This window comes from Pseudomonas sp. TE24901, from assembly GCF_054058375.1.
The window spans coordinates 123,180-141,325 of sequence record NZ_JBSSAF010000008.1 but is presented as its reverse complement, the minus strand read 5'-3'; the positions used below and the strand labels follow the sequence as shown (position 1 = coordinate 141,325).

Genomic DNA, 18,146 nt, shown 5'->3' with positions numbered 1-18,146 from the left:
TAGCACTCCAGTTGCAAATAGTGAATCTTAGGGTCGGAAAACTCAGTCCAAGGGCGGCACAGGGAGCCCGCGCTTGGCATAGAAGGCATCGACGAAGGCGGCCAATGTACCCTGTTGAATAGCCTCGCGCAAACCAGCCATCAGGACTTGGTAGTGACGCAAATTGTGGATGGTATTCAACATGCTACCCAGCATTTCCCCGCACTTGTCCAGATGGTGCAGATAAGCACGGGAGAAGTTCTGGCAGGTGTAGCAATCACAGGTGGGATCCAGCGGCGAATCATCATGGCGATGGAACGCGTTACGGATCTTCAGCACGCCTGTATCGATGAACAGATGCCCATTGCGGGCATTACGGGTTGGCATCACGCAATCGAACATGTCCACACCGCGGCGCACACCCTCTACGAGATCCTCCGGTTTGCCAACGCCCATAAGGTAACGAGGTTTGTCAGCGGGCATCAGGCCCGGCAGGTAATCCAGCACCTTGATCATCTCGTGCTTGGGTTCGCCCACCGACAGACCGCCGATGGCCAGGCCGTCAAAGCCAATCTTGTCGAGGCCTTCCAGCGAGCGCTTGCGCAGGCTTTCATGCATGCCGCCCTGCACGATACCGAACAGCGCGGCCGTATTGTCACCGTGGGCATTCTTCGAACGCTGGGCCCAACGCAGGGACAATTCCATGGAAATCCGCGCGACGTCTTCATCGGCCGGGTACGGGGTGCACTCGTCGAAAATCATCACGATGTCGGAACCCAGGTCACGCTGCACCTGCATCGACTCTTCCGGCCCCATGAACACTTTGGCGCCGTCCACCGGCGAGGCGAAGGTCACGCCCTCCTCCTTGATCTTGCGCATGGCGCCCAGGCTGAACACCTGGAAACCACCCGAGTCGGTCAGGATCGGGCCTTGCCACTTCATGAAGTCATGCAGGTCGCCGTGCTTCTTGATCACTTCCGTGCCCGGGCGCAGCCACAGGTGGAAGGTGTTGCCGAGGATGATCTCGGCGCCGGTGGCGACGATGTCACGCGGCAGCATGCCTTTAACGGTGCCGTAGGTACCCACCGGCATGAAGGCCGGGGTCTCGACGGTACCGCGTGGGAAGGTCAAACGGCCGCGGCGAGCTTTACCATCCGTGGCCAGCAATTCAAACGACATACGACTCATGATTGTTCCTCAGGGCCGCGCGGCGCCGGGTTACGGGTGATAAACATCGCATCACCGTAGCTGAAAAAACGGTACTCGTTGGCGATGGCGGCTTGATAAGCGGCCATGGTTTCCGGGTAACCGGCAAATGCCGACACCAGCATCAACAGTGTGGATTCCGGCAAATGGAAGTTAGTCACCAGGCAATCGACCACATGGAACGGCCGGCCCGGGAAAATAAAGATATCGGTGTCGCCACTGAACGGCTTGAGCACGCCATCACGCGCCGCACTCTCCAGCGAACGCACGCTGGTGGTGCCCACGGCAACCACCCGACCGCCGCGCGCCTTGCACGCGGCCACCGCATCCACCACTTCCTGGCTGACTTCCAGCCACTCGCTGTGCATATGGTGGTCTTCGATCTTGTCCACACGCACCGGCTGAAACGTACCGGCCCCCACGTGCAGGGTCACATAAGCCGTTTCGACGCCCTTGGCGGCAATCGCATCCAGCAGCGGCTGATCAAAGTGCAGCCCGGCAGTCGGCGCGGCCACTGCACCAAGTCGCTGGGAGTACACGGTTTGATAGCGCTCGCGGTCCGCGTCTTCGTCGGGGCGGTCTATATAAGGAGGCAGCGGCATATGGCCGACGCGCTCTAGCAACGGCAGCACTTCCTCGGCGAACTTGAGCTCGAACAACGCATCATGGCGCGCCACCATCTCGGCTTCGCCACCGCCATCAATGAGGATGCTCGAACCCGGTTTCGGCGACTTGCTGGAGCGCACATGGGCCAGCACGCGATGGCTGTCCAGCACCCGCTCCACCAGGATTTCCAGCTTGCCGCCGGAAGCTTTCTGGCCAAAAAGGCGAGCCGGAATCACCCGGGTATTGTTGAACACCATCAGATCGCCTGGGCGCAAATGCTCAAGCAAATCAGTGAATTGACGGTGTGCGAGGGCACCGCTCACCCCGTCCAGGGTCAGCAGTCGACTGGCGCGACGCTCGGCCAACGGGTGGCGAGCGATCAGCGAATCAGGGAGCTCAAAAGTAAAGTCAGCAACGCGCATGATGGGGTTCGTCTAGCAGGGCCGGGAAGTCTAGCGGAAATAGTGAAAATTGACCATGAAACGTGATTGACCAACGGTAATCACCTCTCTATACTTCGCCGCCATTGAGCCCTGATGGCGGAATTGGTAGACGCGGCGGATTCAAAATCCGTTTTCGAAAGGAGTGGGAGTTCGAGTCTCCCTCGGGGCACCAAATAGCAGTATCTGAGAGTCTCTACCAACCTCTCAGACCCAAAGAAACCGGCCAGTTGGCTGGTTTTTTTGTGCCTGGCTGTCTACCCCTGTCTCCCCTTATCCGTTGTATCCCTGTATCCCTGCTTGTATCCTGAGAAAAATACCGAACTTTGGGATACAAGGATGAAGCGCGCAGACATCAAGCGCCGCCCTCTCGCTGACACGACACTTGCGGGATTGGAGCCGGAATCAAAGGAATACAGGGAGCTGGACGGAAACGGCCTCTACTTCAGGGTTAAACCTGATGGTGGTAAATCCTGGCAGCTCCGCTACAAACGTCCGGCGGGCAATTGGGCTTGGATGGGGCTCGGGGGTTACCCGGAAGTTAGTGGCGCGTTGGCAAGGGACAAAGCTGCCGATCTACGCAAAGTAGTGAGTAGCGGTGCCGATCCTCTTGAACAAAAGCGATCCGCGAAAGCTGCTATCGATGCGGCCAAGACCCGAACCTTTCGAGCTGCCGCTGATGCCTGGCTGAAGGCAAAAGAGGAAAAGGGTCTCGCATCCTCCACTCTCAACAAAATCCGCACCTACCTCGACAAAGACATACTTCCGGCACTGGGAGATAAGCCTCTAGACGAAGTCACCCGTACCGACTGCGCGGAGCTCCAAGCATCCATCGAAGCCCGGGACGCACACAACGTGGCGGAAAAGTGTCGCACTTGGATCAATCAGATATTCGGGCGAGCCATCGGTTTGGGCCTCACGGAAAACGATCCGGGCAGTCGGCTACGAGATATTGCAGCTCAAGCTCCGAAGACTCAGCAACATCCTCATTTACTTGAGCCTGAGTTGGCAGAGTTCCTCCAAGCACTCAAAAACACTCCCAGCAGGCTGACGGCCCGGACTGCAGCATGGCTCTGTATCTGGACCGCATCTAGACCGGGCATGGTTCGGTTAGCTGAATGGAAAGAGTTCGACCTTGATAAAGCGTTATGGACGACGCCTGCCGCCAAGATGAAGATGCGCAGGGACTTTGTATGCCCACTCCCTAAGCAAGCGCTTTCCGCTCTCAAAGAACTTCACTGCCTTACTGGTCGCAGCCGCTGGCTTTTCCCCGGAGTGGGCGCGAAGAATCCAACGATTAGTGAAAACACAATCAATAAAGTCTTCGCGACGGTTGGTTACAAAGGCCGCTTGGTTGGGCATGGGACTCGCCACACCGCCAGCACTTTGCTCAGGGAACACGGCTGGCCGAAAGAGCATGTCGAAGCGCAGCTTGCTCACAAAGAAGAGGGAATATCCGGGGTATACAACAAGGCTCAATACCTAGAGTACAGGGTGAAGATGATGCAGTGGTATGCAGATCACCTTGATGCGTTGGCAAACGACCAGGTGACCAAGGAACAATTTGGAGAAGCGGTATGAATGCACCTATCCATACCGCCTCCAGAATCCATGTTACGAGTGTTACTCGTGTAACGGTGCCGGCCAATCCCCCGGATTCATTGGCTTTGAACCCCGTTACACTCCAGCACGCTATTCCGTACACTCGATGTAACGCACGCCGATTGTGTAACGCTACGATAGGCCCCTTGCCTGCTGCGGGCCGACACTCCCTCACACTTGGCCATAGCGCAAAGCCCGCTGGCTACGCTTCAAACACGCAGGGCGCGGGAAAGCGGGTTGCACGTCGAGAGCCATTCGCATGATTGATACCCACCCGATTTTGCACTCGGCGCTAACCGCTGGACTGATCCAATATCTCTCAGAGCAGCCACTCTACGTGCTCTGCAATGAACAGATCACTGACGCGTGCGAGCTGATCAATCAGTGCTGCATTCGCATCCACGCCGGCAACATCAGCAGCGACATGAGCAGCATGTGCATCCAGACAACGATGCATGAGGAGGCTATTTTTCAGTACGCCTCAACCGACAAAAAAAACCGTCTCGCGCATTGGGTTCGCCAATACAGCAAGTGCCATTCAGCATCGGAACGCGAGGCATACGCAGCCTACATCATGGCCTGCGCAGTAAAAGCGCTGAGCGCCTTAGCGGACTGGATGCGCTCCACCGAACAAGAGGCTTGGTCGCATGTTGCCGAGCCTCCGACGGATTGGCCGTGGGACCTTTATTGTCAGGTTGTGGAAAGGCAGGTCGATCCTAACGAACGTATTGAGGCACTGGACCAGTACGTGCTGTTTTTGGAGCCCATAACATCCCTACCCTGCTTGATCAGTGACGAGCTGACCCCAATCGCTTACAGGGCAATCGAGAACGCTATCCGCACTAAGGGAGGCATCATCAGCGGAATGGAGCGTAACGAAGAAATCGGCGCACGAGATACAGCAATCATTAGGCAAGGTCGACACTACGTGGCTAGCGGAATGTCACGGCGTAACGTGACCACGGCGGTTCACGCCTGGCTGGAACGGGAGGTGTCCAAACCACTCAAGCAGCGCGCTGAGTGGGTGACACTGGAAACCGAAAAAGCGCTAACCCGCAAAAGCGTGGAGGGAATCCTGAAGCGCAATTTGGTGGTGTGACCGATATTTCAATGTCATTTCAAATGGAAGTGAACTGCTCACCGCCGACCAATCTCTAGACCATTGCTCTCGTTGTCCAAATCAATCGAGAGCAATACCTATGAACACCTCTGTCACCGATTTTCCCCGCAAGACTCCCGCCAACGCCGCCTCACTTTTTGATGCCGCTTCCACGTTAATCCGCATGCGGGAGGTGGAAGGCATCGTGGGGATGAAACGTTCGACCATTTACAAACTGATGCAGCGCACCGACTGCGGCTTTCCGCAGCCCGTCAAACTGAGCAACAGCAACGCACGCGGCGCCCCTGTCGCCTGGGTGCTTTCCGAAGTTCAAGCGTGGGCGCGCAGCCGCATCGAGGCACGTGATCAGGTGGCTGCATGAGCCACAAGACCGCAAACAACGCTTTGATGCACCCCTTTTCCGTGTTGCGTCGGATCGGTTTTTCGTCTCGCGTCATGCAGCGTCTTGAACGCTACCGCAGCCAGCAGGACAGGCAAGGTCGCGTTGTTAGCGTGCTCAGCTGGGCCGACGGTACCTGGTGCGCCCTCTCCCTCCATTGCGAAAAGACCGGGGCCGTTGTCGTCGACGAAGGCCAGCAAGTCGACGCCTACGAAGACGCCCGCTCCATGCTCAGCGGCGGATTTCTGCCCCTTCTTTCCCTGCGCTGGGAAGCCCATGCCTGAAGCAAAAACGCCTCCGGGGGCGATCCGGAGGCGTTGAGGTCAATCTACATGCACGAACAATTTATGCCGCACCTGAAAAATCCGCAAGCCATCAGCGCAGTTGCACTTTCCAAAGACGGACGTTACTCTCTGGCCGTCGCTGCAAATTCAGCGACCGGGTTTGGCGACCCGAGTTACTTGGCGCACAGGCGCCCCATCCGACAGCAGGCGCTTTTTTTGTGCCCGCCGTTTCGTGTTATGGCAGCTGTGCGTGGGAGACCTTCGGGTCTGCCGGGTTCCAAGTTCCCGGTTCGCCAACCTGCGCACAGCTGCCACCCTAAATCGTTTGGCGACGATCAGTGGCAGCTCCATCTTCAAACTTGGAGTGTCACCTATGCCTGCCCTCAATCCGTCCAAAATTCGCGCCGCTGCACACCGTGCAATGGCTCTCGCCGCTTTACACGCCAACTCCAGCCTCGCTACACGCCTCTCCCGCTACAACGCTCACATGGCCAAAGCCCGCGCGCTCGAAACCGCAGGCGGTGCCCAATGAACAACTCACTGAGTTTTGCCCTGCCCGAAAACCTGCTTTGCGTGAATCCGACCGCAGAGGCCGGCATTCCTATCGACGCCATCACCTGCGCTATCGACCGCGCTGACTCGGTGCTGACGTTGCTTGAGGATCACTTCGAAAACGAATCCTCGCGCCTTGCCAATCACGTCATTGCTGCCGTCCTCTGGGACGTTCGCGGCACCCTCGGCCTGATCAAAACGCTGGCCATGCACGGCGACACCACGTCAACGCCTGCGGTGCAGAAAGGCGGTGCGCTATGACCACCTCCACCACGCTAGGTCACGCCACCTTTTCCCGCGTCAATGCCTCTGACCTGAAGCTGTTTCGCGTCAATGCCGGTGTGCCAGTCGAAGACGCACTGGAGATGGTGTCGTTGCTTCAGCATCACGCGAATCAACTCAATTTCGACGCTGCCATGAGTGACAACGGCGAGCGTTTCAGTTGGCCCGCCCTATACCTGGGCGAGATGGCCAAAGCATTGATCGACGACATCAACGACGCGCTGTTTCTGCCGAGGGCTGACACATGAGCCAGCGCCCGAACAGCACTGCGAAACGTCCAAGCTTCGCCGACGTGAAAGCCGCCGCGCTGACAGACATTGATCGTGTCTTGTCGCATTGGCTGCCCAACGGCAAGCGCGTCGACGGCGGCAAGGAATACACCGCTCCGAATCCGACCCGCAGCGACAAGCGCGCCGGATCGCTCAAGGTCAATTTGAGCAAGGGCACCTGGGCGGATTTTGCTACCGGCGACAAAGGCGGCGACCTGATCGATCTGGTGCGCTATCTCGACGGCGGCACCGACGTTGAAGCCTGCCACAAACTGGCCGACTGGCTGAACGTTGCGCCCGGCGTCGCCAAGACGAAAGCAGCACCGAGCAATCCCAAGGCAGCAACATGGAACGCCATCCAGCCGATCCCTACCGAGGCCATGAACAAGTGTCCGGCCAAGCACCGTGATCACGGTGTGCCGTCCAAGGTGTGGATCTACCGTGACGCGCAGGGGCAGCCCCTCATGGCGTTGTATCGCTTCGACCTTGGTCCGGATGAAGACGGCAAGCCGAAGAAGGTCTTTGCGCCCCTGACGTGGTGTCAGCGTGCCGATAGCCAAACCAAACAATGGCGCTGGCAGGGTCTGCCGGATCCGCGGCCGCTGCTGCGCCTTGATGAACTGGCCCTGCGCGCTGACTCACCGGTGGTTCTGTGCGAAGGCGAGAAAGCGGCAGATGCCGCCGCTGAGTTGCTGCAGGACTACGTGGCCACCTGCTGGCCGAACGGCTCCAACTCCTGGCACAAAGCCGACCTGACGCCGCTCAAGGGACGCGACGTGGTGTTGTGGCCGGACAACGATGATAGCGGTAAAGCCTGCATGGAGATCGTCGCCGAGAGGCTGCGGGAAATCGGCGCCGCCTCGGTCCGGGTCATCGCGCTGGAGGTGTTTAAACGCAAGCCAACGTTGAAGAACGACCACGCCGCGTTCGCCAAAGGTGGTCAATGGGATGACGGCGACGATGCCGCCGATGCGCTCGCCAAAGGCTGGAGCGCGGGCCACTTCGCCGAACTGCAAAGCAGCGGCGAGCTGTTCGGAGTGATCGAAGAAAAACCGGTAATTGCCCAGGTGGGACCCAAGCCGGAACCAGAGCCGGAAGCGAAACCCAAAGCAGCAACCAAGCGTCCGGCAAAATCGAAAAACGATCTGATGCCGGGAGGCTTTCGCCTGACGCCCGAAGGTGTGTTTTATGCCGGCGACGACGGTGAAGCACGCCCGGTATGTTCGCCGCTGGCGATCCTTGCGCGTACCCGTGACGAGAAGGGCCACAACTGGGGCTTGCTGGTCGAGTTCGACGACCCCGACGGCACCAAGAAACGCTGGAACATCCCGGCGCGCACCATGACCGGCGACTTCGGTAAGGACGTACTCGGCCCATTGGTGGACATGGGGTTGCGTCTAGCCGGCAGTCGTTCGGGGCGCAACGCACGCAACGATTTGCAGAGTTACCTGGGCGGCTTCGACAGTGCTCAACGTGCGCGTCTGGTCACTCGTTTGGGTTGGCATGACAACGCCTTTCTGTTGCCCGAGCAACAGGTCGGCATGCACGCGGAACACCTGCACTTCTACGAGGCCGGCGCGCAGCTTCCGCCGATCAGCGAAGCGGGCACGTTGGAACAATGGCAACAGCAAATCGGTGCGCTGTGTATCGGCAACCATCGTTTGGCGTTTGTCGTCGGCGTGGCCTTCGCCGGCCCCCTGTTGCACATGCTCGGCCACGAATCGGGCGGCTTTCACCTGTACGGCGACAGCTCCGGCGGCAAGACCACGCACCTGCAGGTTGCCGCCTCGGTTTACGGAGGGCCGCGCCTGGTGCGCTCGTGGCGCTCGACCGACAACGCGCTGGAGTCGATCGCTGCCGCGCATTCCGATGGGCTTCTGGTGCTCGATGAAATCGGCATGTGTGATGCCCGCATCATCGGCGAGACCGTGTACATGCTCGGCAACGGCACCGGCAAGGCCCGCGCCAATGATCGAGGCCAAGCGGGCCGACAGGTGCAGGAATGGCGCCTGCTGTTTCTCTCCACCGGTGAAAAGACCTTAGCCCAGCACATGGCCGAGGCCAACAAGGAGCTGAAAGCCGGCATGGAGGTACGCATGCTCGCCGTTCCGGCGGATGCCAGCAAAGGCCTTGGCATGTTCGACACACTCAACGGTTTCGAAGACGCCGCCACTCTGTCCGACGCACTCAAGGCTCGCGTAGCGAAATACTACGGCACCCCGCTTACCGCGTTCCTGTCCGCGCTATGCGAACCCGGCAAGCGCCACGGCTGGGCGGCAATCCTGCGCCGCACGCTGGAAGGCTTTATTGCGCAGTCGCTCCCTGCATCCGCCAGCGGACAGGCGCACCGCGCTGCCGCCCGCTTCGGCCTTGCAGCAGCCGCTGGCGAGTTGGCCACCGCGATGGGCATCACCGGCTGGCCGGATGGCACGGCCACCACCGCCGCTCGCGTGTGCTTGAACGCTTGGCTCCACGAGCGCGGTGGCGCCGGAAACTTCGAGGGCGATGCGATTTTGGCGCGGCTGCGCCAGGTCATCGAACGCTTCGGCGAAAGTCGCTTCACTCGCTGGGAATCGGCAGCGGCGAAGATCGATGAACACGGTCCGCGCACCATCGACCGCCTCGGTTTTCGCAAGACGCTGGAGCACGGTATGGGCGACACCATGCACACCACCAACACCTATTACGTGCTGCCGGAGGCATGGCGCTCCGAAATCTTCCGGGGCATGAACATCAACGCCGTGAACAAGGAGTTGTTGCAGCGCGGCGTGCTGGAGCCGGCCAGCGATGGCAAGGCATCAAGCCTGGTCCGATTGCCCGGACTTGGGCCCCAGCGCTGCTACATCGTGAAGAGGATTCCGGGAACGGATGAGAGCGAGGCTCGGGCTGCCTGAAAGCACGTCCGCTGATCGAGGTAGCGCCGGCTTATTCCCGGCCTCGCCAGCCGCTCATTCAAGCCAAACCCATTTTTGAAGGAACAAGACAGATGAGCGAATTCCACGCTTCTACCGAACAACACGAACTGCTCGGCCGCGAGACCACCGGGCTGGCACGGCCGGTTTCGGACAACGCTGCCGCGACCGGTCATTGTGACAAGAATCAACGGTTGATCGACGAGATCAACCATCTGACCGCCCAACGCGATAAACACCTGAGCGTCGCTGAACAGCACCACACCAAGATGGCGCCGCTGGAGGCGCTATTGGAAAGCGACGAAGTCCTCGAGGAGGAACGGCTGACCGAAATCCGCAAGGAGCACAGCAGCCTGAAAGTTCCTTACGACGCCAGTAAGCACCGTGCCTGGCTGCTCGATGCGAAGATCACTCGCCGCGAGAAACTGCTCAATCATGAAACCCTGATGGCGGGTTACACCGAGTCGATGGCGAACTGGAAAGCCGACGAACAAGAACTCAACGAAAAACGCGACAGCCTCAGCACCCGCTTGGCGCAGATTCAGCAGCAAGCGGAAGAGGACATGGCCAAGGCCCGGCAAGCCGAAACCGACGCCGCCACCGCCTATGCGCAGGCCGTGGCCTGGGGCGATACCGAAGGCGAAAAGAACGCCAATGCCGATGCGCAGAAGGCTGCGAAAAACCTCGCGACGGCGACCGAACACAATCGGCGCCAACACCTGATCATCACTGCACTGGAACAAGAGCTGGCCATCGTCGACCAGCACATTGCCGAGGCGAAAAGGGAATACGGCTTGATCCAAAAAACAGCGATGTTCCTGGCCCGCACAGTGCTGGAGGAACAATGGAACGAACAAGCGCAAGCGCTGATGGAGTTGGGCGGCAAGCTGTGGAATGTACAAGGCATGTTGGGAGGGGAACACCTCAGCCTGATGAAGCTGGTACTTCCACAAGAAGGCGAAGACTTCCATAGCTGGACCTGGCGCGAGCTGTCGGATCGAGCCGGCAAGTACAGCGTGCAAGACATCCTTTCGCTGTAGGGCATTGAGCCACCGAAACAGCCTGCGCAGGTAGGCTGTTCAACCTCAACAGGCTAAAAAATGATCATTCAATTTGACCTTAGAAACACCCCCAACTGGAAAGACCTACTGAAAGCAAGAATAGCCTCCTTAACGGAAATGCTGGAGTTCGTGGACAAACCTCGCATAAAAACGAAAGTCGAGATTCTCACGGTAAAATTGATCAAGGCAGAGATTATTAGCATTAAGGAGTATCTGAAGCTGCCAGAATAGGGCTGAACTTTTGAGCTGCACAAAATTCAAACTGTCATTAAACAAACATAGGAAAAAACCATGTCCAAACTTGCCGAATACCGTCAGCTGGAAAAACACCTCGCTGAACAGCTCCAGGCACTGGAGTCGATGAAGAGCGACGGTGCACTGAAAAAAGAGATCGAGTTCGAGACCAAGCTGCGAGAGCTGCTGAATCAGTACGGTTTCAGCCTCAAGCACATCATCAACCTGCTGGATCCACAGAGCACGAAGCGCGCTTCAACGCCGGCGGCGGCACCAGGCAAGCGTAAACCTCGTGAACTGAAGATCTACAAGAACCCGCACACAGGTGAAGTGGTTGAAACCAAAGGCGGCAATCACAAGACGCTGAAGGAGTGGAAAAACCAGCACGGTTCCGATGTAGTCGAGAGCTGGCTGAACAAGTAAGATCGCTTCATCTGAAAAAGGGCTCAAGAGAGCCCTTTTTGTTTATGCGCAAACAGTGAAGAGTGTTTAACATCTCACAGTAATCTTATGGTCTGCCTTCGACTTTCTGAGTATTTCAGGAAAGTATACCGTTAGACCTTCTTCGCTATAGATGCTATCGCAATGAGGGTAGGTTGAGATAGCAACGCAAAGCATGAATTAGCTCAACGACTTTCATCAAATCCTCTCGCATCCCGTGTAGTTTTACAAACCTATGAAGCTGCGCTTTACCGTCCCGGGTAAATTCATGATGCGTTTTATCTGCTAGAACATTGCGTTTTTTAATAGCGCCGTAATGCTCATCATCGAAAGCACTTATCAACTCCTCGGAAACCAAATCTTCTATTTCCCAGTCCAAACCCTTATATGGCTCATTACTACGAGCAAAAGCCGCTGCAACTGTTCCCGGGTCCAAATTACCTGGTTCAGGCATAACAGGCATCAACCTAAAAACATCTTTGTATTCTAGAATACTGGAATCCAGATCACGAGCAGTTGCGATGGCTCTTCTGCCAGCCCAATCGTTATCAAACAACCCGACAAATCTATAAACAGGTTTCCCGTTGGGTTGCAAAAAAGTTCTTGCCATCCCTCGGAATGCAATTAGTTCCCGCACAACACCATTCACCCCTCCTTGATCTCTCTCTCCTGCTGCAACAATAGCAAAGTCCCCAAAAAGTTCTTTGCCAGAGAGTTCTTTTTCGAGAGATGAAACCAAACCCAAGAGTGCGACATCAGATGTGCCCTCTACTAAAATAGTACGGGGCTTGATTTGCATACCAAGAGATGCGGCGTACATCGCGATATGGTCCGTCATAACGCTATTCATCCCGTTGAGTTGATGACAGAACGGGACGCAAAAATGGCCCATTATGTCCAAAAGATACGTGTGCAAAGAACCTTATTCCCGGCTTAAGCTCACGATGGCCAAATTCTTGTACCCTAAAAGGTACAGCGACGTTGACAAACTCTTGAACTTTAGCAAGCGATCGCTTCTCATAGTCCGATCCAGTTTCGGCATGAACCACTTGAAGTTGATCGGAATCAGCTATCCGCAACCATCTAAGCCGAGTGGGAACCTGAACATAATATTCGCTATCCCTCCATGTCCTCCTCAGGTCCCTAAAAATTCGATCACCTTCAACTGCCCTACCTACCTGAAATAGTAAAATTGCGTACTCCAAGCTTAGCTGAAGCGGAGCGCGGTAATTCGAAGATACTATTTGTTCCAATATCTCAAGCTGCCCTTTATAACCATAAGGCTCATTGAGAGAAATCAGTTCATAACGTAGACTAAGGACCTGGATATTTCCAACACCCAAAGAGTGAGACAAAAGATCAATAGCTTCTGATCTAGTTTCCTTAGAGACCATAGAGAAATCCATTCTCTCTAAATCAGGAAAGTCACGCGCCAAAATCTTCCATGCATTAACGAGCATATCAATAGCATTCTCAGGCTCCTTTGCCGCCAAATCGAAAGGACTTAGCCTGAACAACTTACGTATTGCCTCATCCGCTAGACTTTGCAGCTGTACATTTCGCCTAGTATGAGAATTTGACGATAGCGCCGAGAACAACACACCTAATATTTCTACGCAGTGGCCAATAGCGCTTTCCACTGGCGCTAGCGATGCTTCTTCCAATAAATGCTTAACATACGTCTCAATTACAAATGGACTGCTCGGATTTTGATCGTATGCCTTTTTCGTGGCGACACTAGCCAACAACATATTTTCAATAATATCTGGCTTTGGCTCTCCCAGAGCTGTCTGGATTCGAGCCAAGTCTAAATACGCATTAGCCAAAGAGTTATATAAATTTATATCCGGCTCCGAGCCTGGCTCATACTGTATAAACTCAAGCGCATACCGAATATCCACAATCGCGGCCTGAAGTAACTCTTTCCTTTCAAGACTACTGACGGTATTACTACGCTCATCAATCTTTGCAATCCGCCGCCTTGAAATAGCTGTATGGTGCCGAAAAACCCTACTAGTATTACGCAAACCTGACGGCATACGATCTAAGGCATCAAGTACCTCTCGCCAAAAAAATAGAAAATTAGCGCGACCATGTGCTGGGTCAATTTTAAAAATAGACTTAGAAAAATCTTCACCGATGGTTCTGTAACGGACCTCCCCAAGCTGAGACTTTTGTGATATCTGCTCTAGGACCAAAAACCTTAGATGCTCGGCATCCCGTGCTGCATCCAGCCCTAAAAGAATTTTCATTGCATTATCGTAAAATATTGCATTTAGCAGAAAGCGCCCAAGAATATCGTGAGTAAGAGCCCAGTATCGCTCGCCATTAGCGGCGACCTTCACTAACCCAAGCGATGACAGCGCCGCCCTCTGGTCTTCTAATAAATGAGAGGTAGGCCATTGGCCTGGCTCGGAAATCAGAAGACCTTCAGGCAAAGGGAGACGCTCCGAACTCAGCGCCGCAATTTCAACTACTGCGCGCTGGATGAGGACGCTGTCGGTTGACTCTTTAAAATTACGATACATCCACGTCTGTATAGATTCAGACAGATCGTACTGCCCTTGTATCCAAAATGAGAGCGCAACCCAAAAAGCTGCTACTCCCTCTATATATTCGACTGAGTGGGACTTATAAAAGTTATTCCACTGAGCTTCATTTCTTACTTTCCCATAAACTTTCAAAAACTTATTGAGATGACGCCCCAAATCACGAGTACTCTCCTCATCGATCGCATGATTAAGCTCGGCAAGCTTCTTGAATACGGAACTATAATAAGAAAGACCAAGAACAGTGCCGGTCACAACCAATAGACAAGCTGGACGGCCGGATTTAATTAATTCTTGATTAAACCTTTGCAACTCCGCGTCGCGCCCTTGCCAATGCAAGCTATCAAACAATATTACCCAAGGAGTTTCGTACCTCTTGGATGCGCTACCCTTGGTGGTAACAACCTCCCCCTCCCCCGAATCCACTACCGCCGACGCCCCAGTCTCAAAGCACTCGTGCGCACGAGTAAGGAAATTTGAAACACTTAACGCATCAGGAGTAAATGGCAAGTGTTTAGCTATGAGTACCGGGTATCCCTCGCGTGCTAGCTCCCATGCGAGAGCACGAGCTAATGTAGTTCCGCCGGCGCCTGACTCAGATGCGATATATGCAATACAGTTATCGTCAGCACCTGTTGCGTCCAGGCGATTCATGTAGCCTGTCAACTTCCTTGAAGCTGCTTTATCTCTAATCCAAGGCACCCCTGCAGCGTAGGGCTTCCAAGAATCCTCAGAGTTTTTAAAAAAATCAATAAATTCCTCTTCAGGTAAATCTTCTGGAACCAGCGGCGATAAATCTTTTAATTGGATGATGCTATAATTTTCAGAGATTGGACGCTGAGGGTCATCAGCAGAGGATAGATCGACATTTCGAAAACCACCGTCTCTCTGCCTCATTCTTACCATAGTAGCAGTATCTGGGTATGTTTCGTGATACCTGCTAATAACCTCCACACTTAATTCATCTATACTTCGATGTAAAAAGTTTGCTGTATGGGTATCGCCATGCTTATCAACCCACTGCTCCAAAAGGTTAATAGCGCCTGGAACAGTTGTACATACCGTGAGATAAGATTTAAATCCCGAATCCCAAAGCTCGCCTAATGCGGCAGGAACTGCATCCACGCCCTCGCCTATTACCAAAACGTTTCTGACTTGAGACTCTTGTAATACATTTAGCATCGACATTCGTCGAAGCTTACTTTTGAAATCATTTGTCTGGAGGGAAGATCTGCCAGATAAAAGGTAGAGAGGCAAACATCTATGAGGCAAAGTTATAGCTGAGGGGTCGCTATCAACAACCTGTATAAAACCGCGCTTTCGAGTCTCTGATGCTTCAAAGCTTAGCGAACTCTCAAGTAACTTTATTACCTCTGGGCAGTAGGACTCCATGAACACCGAGCGCCATGGCAGCCCAATAAACTTTGCTAACGTCTCAGCTGAGAACTTATTATTATCGATATCTCTAACCCAAAGAGATACGTCCCGATTTTCGATACTAGTAATTAAGGAGTTAGGAACTGCATTCAAAGTAATTACTTTAATTTCAACCATTCTATTGCTCCTTAACCTTCATTATCCTCGCCTCCATGATCATAACGCCGGAAGCCACCCTGGCCCTTTAGTGAAGGGCCGACAGAGATTCACATGAAGGCAAATTGCCCCAAGCCACACAAAACGTCAATGCGCTATTTTAGCTAAGCGGATGTACTCACAGGTCACGCCCTTTGTGGCCGGCTCATCGTGGTTCTCTGGGCGGTTAGCCGCGTCGCCTTCCAAGGCCTGCCGAAGCCCTGCCAAGCGTTGTTTTTTCTGTGGAAGTCAATCCACTATTCACTCTGAGTGTCGGAACGTATGGCATTCTCGACCACATTATTAGAAAGGGCCACCCCTCCCTTTTCTGCCTTGTAAGTGCTGCCTTCAAGCCTCTACCTTTCAACTTTCAAGCGTTACACCTATTGGACTAGTAACACTCATCAAAACGCGCACACAAAGCGAATGTTACTTTGTCCATATCCAATAAATACAGGCACTTACCCCGCTTCGTTACACCCGTAACTTCAGTAACACCAATCTATTCACGGTTTCGGATCCCCACTCCCCGGAGGCATCAATCGCCGCCAGCGATATCAGGCGTTTTTCCCATGTTGTGCCGGAGCCCCTGAGACTAGGTTTGAGACACGGGTCGGTAACCCGCGGGACGGTGTCAGCGGACAGGTGCCCAGCTTAGTGAACTGGTGAACTAGATGAATACGCAGCTCAACAGTGCACTTGCACAAGGTACTGGGAGGTAGCCGGGGAGTCTGGGTATTTCTAAACGACCCGGGGCATAAAACCCGCGTGATCTTGAGGCCGGTTGACTTTTTTGCATTGGTTGACAGGTTGCCATGGTTGACGACCGAAGACGTGCGGAATCATCAACACAACAAGCCATCGTTACCGCCCCTGTAACGATGGCCTTTTTCAAACGAAACCCTTTCGATTTCAATGATTGAAATTCAATAAGCTTGAAGTTGTGCCGCTAACAAGATCCCGCGGGTTTCCGACCCCGTGTGTGCAAGGATCTCCCAGGGGCCCCGACGTATTTTGGAGCGGCGGGTGACAACAGGCAGATCAATGAATGCTGGTCGCAAAATGAGCATTCATTGCCGCCTCCTCTCTATCGGCCCATTTCATATATTCCCCGAACCACTTGGCGAGTTGCCCAGATCTAAGTCGACCATGACGCAGATCTTCCACACCGAATGCCTCGATTGCTCTAATCAATGCCATCTCTGCAACGCTCGCAGCATTAGCTGCTCCCGCGTCCAGATCCAAAGAAGCTGGGGATATTGAGCCATGAACAAGACGAGATCTGAGATCATAGGCAGCTTTCGATCTATTAAACCATTCCTCACGACTTACTTCCGGACTGAAACATAACGCAGCAACTCGCTGAGAAACTAAAGCTGCAATATCATCTCTTTCATCTGTCATGAGCAATCTTTCAAGCGAGGTAACATACTTAACGGTTTTAGTCGCATTGCTAGAATCACGAGCTGCCTCTCCAAACCATTGAGCCGCGTCGATAACCCTTCTACTAACTGGGCGATCTAAATCAGGATCAACAGTCACCTCGAGGACAGCATCGAACAAATTCTTAAAATAAATGCTTCTGGGCTCAGACAACATCTCAGACCAGCCATCCCTATAAATTACCTCTCCTAAATACGAGAATGAAAGTGACGGTTCTAGCTCACCAGAACGGCCAATAGTTAACTTTGCTCGACTGTCACCATTGACGTTGAACCCACCCAGCTGCATGCGGCTTGTATTCCCGACTCCTAACAGCAGATGCAAACAATTAAGGCTTGCCGTGACAGCCTCTTCTGCAAGTCGGCTGGAGGTCGGTCCATCGCATCGAGGAATTGTCACCTCTGCCACCCAGCGAAAATTTCGGTAATACCGTAAAGCTTTTACAAGTAAACTCCTCTTATATCTTTCATCTTCATTAGCCTTTTCACAACCTTTCCTCAACCCAGCCTTATTTAAAACACGTCGAGACATACTTACCCTGTTATGAAACGTGACACTCCCCATAGTAAAGAAGCAGGGATCCTTAGCATTCATAAGGTGGCATGGAATAAAATGGGTAATAGTCTCCAAGTGTTTCTCACACGCTTTATAAGTAGAACTAAAAAGACGATCTATTTGCTTGGTATCAATCTCTCTTTCTTCTTTAAAAAAGCGAATTACAAACAGGCAAGCTAGCTCTTTCCGTACATTTGCCAAGCTGACTCGCTTGGACAATCCCCCCCGAACCGCAGCTTCCTTAGCGAAATTGGTAATAATGGCAGCGGCGGCGGTTCCGCAAAGCATCTCACCGCGTCCACCGGGATGTGGCAAAGAGGCCATATGATCGATTCGACCAATGGACTTCAAGCCGCCTTGATTTATGAGTACCTGGATGCGGGCACACTCTGAAACCACGAATTTAGCGTCATTAACCAGGGCTTCTTTGCTGTAGCTCATCTGCCTGTCTTCCTTGTTGGGTTGAGGTAGAATGGAGCAGGGATTTAGTTAATGCACTGATCACTTGCTCAGCAGAGGCTTGCTTCCTGTATCCCTCCTTGTATCCCTGATCACACATTTACGCTGCAAGCCACGACTTATATGGAAGTCTCGAGTCTCCCTCGGGGCACCATCTTAAAAAAAGACCTTGAAATTCAAGGTCTTTTTTTTCGCCTGCAG

At 53.9% G+C, this 18,146-nt stretch carries 14 protein-coding genes and 1 tRNA gene; 10 read left to right on the top strand and 5 right to left on the bottom strand.

Annotated elements, in window-relative coordinates:
- Nucleotides 1-42 precede the first annotated feature (42 nt).
- Together tgt and queA are read right to left on the bottom strand one after the other, a co-directional pair.
- Entirely contained in the window at nt 43-1,158 is a 1,116-nt protein-coding gene (gene tgt, locus ACVWVP_RS17610; protein ID WP_032803964.1) for a tRNA guanosine(34) transglycosylase Tgt, read from the bottom strand.
- Nucleotides 1,159-1,163: 5 nt separating this feature from the next.
- On the bottom strand, nt 1,164-2,213 hold the full coding sequence (gene queA / locus ACVWVP_RS17605; protein ID WP_259174705.1) for a tRNA preQ1(34) S-adenosylmethionine ribosyltransferase-isomerase QueA: 1,050 nt from the start codon (nt 2,211-2,213) through the stop codon (nt 1,164-1,166).
- 108 nt (nt 2,214-2,321) lie between these two features.
- Between queA and ACVWVP_RS17600 the strand changes: the two genes are divergently transcribed.
- The 10 genes from ACVWVP_RS17600 (at nt 2,322) to ACVWVP_RS17555 (ending at nt 11,349) form a co-directional block, all read left to right on the top strand.
- Nucleotides 2,322-2,406, top strand: a tRNA-Leu gene (locus ACVWVP_RS17600).
- A 164-nt stretch (nt 2,407-2,570) separates the two neighbouring features.
- A complete protein-coding gene (locus ACVWVP_RS17595) occupies nt 2,571-3,812 on the top strand; it encodes a tyrosine-type recombinase/integrase (RefSeq protein WP_457407418.1) in 1,242 nt (413 codons plus the stop codon).
- A 280-nt stretch (nt 3,813-4,092) separates the two neighbouring features.
- A complete protein-coding gene (locus ACVWVP_RS17590) occupies nt 4,093-4,932 on the top strand; it encodes a primase C-terminal domain-containing protein (RefSeq protein ID WP_274658172.1) in 840 nt (279 codons plus the stop codon).
- Between the two features lie 100 nt (nt 4,933-5,032).
- Nucleotides 5,033-5,314 (top strand): helix-turn-helix transcriptional regulator, encoded by a 282-nt coding sequence (locus ACVWVP_RS17585; RefSeq protein WP_085641060.1) that lies wholly within the window; start codon nt 5,033-5,035, stop codon nt 5,312-5,314.
- Nucleotides 5,311-5,616 (top strand): hypothetical protein, encoded by a 306-nt coding sequence (locus ACVWVP_RS17580; protein ID WP_122711310.1) that lies wholly within the window; start codon nt 5,311-5,313, stop codon nt 5,614-5,616. The genes ACVWVP_RS17585 and ACVWVP_RS17580 overlap by 4 nt, the downstream gene beginning before the upstream one ends.
- Before the next feature lie 528 nt (nt 5,617-6,144).
- Nucleotides 6,145-6,429: a hypothetical protein gene (locus ACVWVP_RS17575; protein WP_133338415.1), complete on the top strand. Its 285-nt coding sequence runs from the start codon at nt 6,145-6,147 to the stop codon at nt 6,427-6,429.
- Nucleotides 6,426-6,698, top strand: a complete 273-nt coding sequence (locus tag ACVWVP_RS17570; RefSeq protein WP_085610930.1) for a DUF3077 domain-containing protein — start codon at nt 6,426-6,428, stop codon at nt 6,696-6,698. Before ACVWVP_RS17575 ends, ACVWVP_RS17570 begins: the two co-directional genes overlap by 4 nt.
- The gene (locus ACVWVP_RS17565) at nt 6,695-9,613 is read left to right on the top strand and encodes a DUF927 domain-containing protein (RefSeq protein WP_457407415.1); all 2,919 of its coding nucleotides are present in this window, start codon (nt 6,695-6,697) and stop codon (nt 9,611-9,613) included. Before ACVWVP_RS17570 ends, ACVWVP_RS17565 begins: the two co-directional genes overlap by 4 nt.
- 215 nt (nt 9,614-9,828) lie before the next feature.
- Nucleotides 9,829-10,671: a chromosome segregation protein SMC gene (locus ACVWVP_RS17560; protein ID WP_457407528.1), complete on the top strand. Its 843-nt coding sequence runs from the start codon at nt 9,829-9,831 to the stop codon at nt 10,669-10,671.
- 312 nt (nt 10,672-10,983) lie between these two features.
- The gene (locus tag ACVWVP_RS17555) at nt 10,984-11,349 is read left to right on the top strand and encodes a histone-like nucleoid-structuring protein, MvaT/MvaU family (RefSeq protein ID WP_274658166.1); all 366 of its coding nucleotides are present in this window, start codon (nt 10,984-10,986) and stop codon (nt 11,347-11,349) included.
- A 154-nt stretch (nt 11,350-11,503) separates the two neighbouring features.
- Here ACVWVP_RS17555 and ACVWVP_RS17550 read toward each other — a convergent pair whose 3' ends face one another.
- From ACVWVP_RS17550 to ACVWVP_RS17540, 3 genes are all read right to left on the bottom strand, one after another.
- A complete protein-coding gene (locus ACVWVP_RS17550) occupies nt 11,504-12,205 on the bottom strand; it encodes a hypothetical protein (protein ID WP_124314308.1) in 702 nt (233 codons plus the stop codon).
- A gap of 4 nt (nt 12,206-12,209) precedes the next feature.
- On the bottom strand, nt 12,210-15,470 hold the full coding sequence (locus tag ACVWVP_RS17545; RefSeq protein ID WP_457407412.1) for a hypothetical protein: 3,261 nt from the start codon (nt 15,468-15,470) through the stop codon (nt 12,210-12,212).
- 1,059 nt (nt 15,471-16,529) lie between these two features.
- Nucleotides 16,530-17,927: a hypothetical protein gene (locus tag ACVWVP_RS17540; RefSeq protein WP_457407409.1), complete on the bottom strand. Its 1,398-nt coding sequence runs from the start codon at nt 17,925-17,927 to the stop codon at nt 16,530-16,532.
- Nucleotides 17,928-18,146: the final 219 nt, after the last annotated feature.

Bases quoted from the DNA above. Each gene is read 5' to 3' on its own strand.
- tgt (WP_032803964.1), bottom strand. From the start codon at position 1,158: ATGTCGTTTGAATTGCTGGCCACGGATGGTAAAGCTCGCCGCGGCCGT.
- queA (WP_259174705.1), bottom strand. From the start codon at position 2,213: ATGCGCGTTGCTGACTTTACTTTTGAGCTCCCTGATTCGCTGATCGCT.
- ACVWVP_RS17595 (WP_457407418.1), top strand. From the start codon at position 2,571: ATGAAGCGCGCAGACATCAAGCGCCGCCCTCTCGCTGACACGACACTT.
- ACVWVP_RS17590 (WP_274658172.1), top strand. From the start codon at position 4,093: ATGATTGATACCCACCCGATTTTGCACTCGGCGCTAACCGCTGGACTG.
- ACVWVP_RS17585 (WP_085641060.1), top strand. From the start codon at position 5,033: ATGAACACCTCTGTCACCGATTTTCCCCGCAAGACTCCCGCCAACGCC.
- ACVWVP_RS17580 (WP_122711310.1), top strand. From the start codon at position 5,311: ATGAGCCACAAGACCGCAAACAACGCTTTGATGCACCCCTTTTCCGTG.
- ACVWVP_RS17575 (WP_133338415.1), top strand. From the start codon at position 6,145: ATGAACAACTCACTGAGTTTTGCCCTGCCCGAAAACCTGCTTTGCGTG.
- ACVWVP_RS17570 (WP_085610930.1), top strand. From the start codon at position 6,426: ATGACCACCTCCACCACGCTAGGTCACGCCACCTTTTCCCGCGTCAAT.
- ACVWVP_RS17565 (WP_457407415.1), top strand. From the start codon at position 6,695: ATGAGCCAGCGCCCGAACAGCACTGCGAAACGTCCAAGCTTCGCCGAC.
- ACVWVP_RS17555 (WP_274658166.1), top strand. From the start codon at position 10,984: ATGTCCAAACTTGCCGAATACCGTCAGCTGGAAAAACACCTCGCTGAA.
- ACVWVP_RS17550 (WP_124314308.1), bottom strand. From the start codon at position 12,205: ATGACGGACCATATCGCGATGTACGCCGCATCTCTTGGTATGCAAATC.
- ACVWVP_RS17545 (WP_457407412.1), bottom strand. From the start codon at position 15,470: ATGGTTGAAATTAAAGTAATTACTTTGAATGCAGTTCCTAACTCCTTA.
- ACVWVP_RS17540 (WP_457407409.1), bottom strand. From the start codon at position 17,927: ATGAGCTACAGCAAAGAAGCCCTGGTTAATGACGCTAAATTCGTGGTT.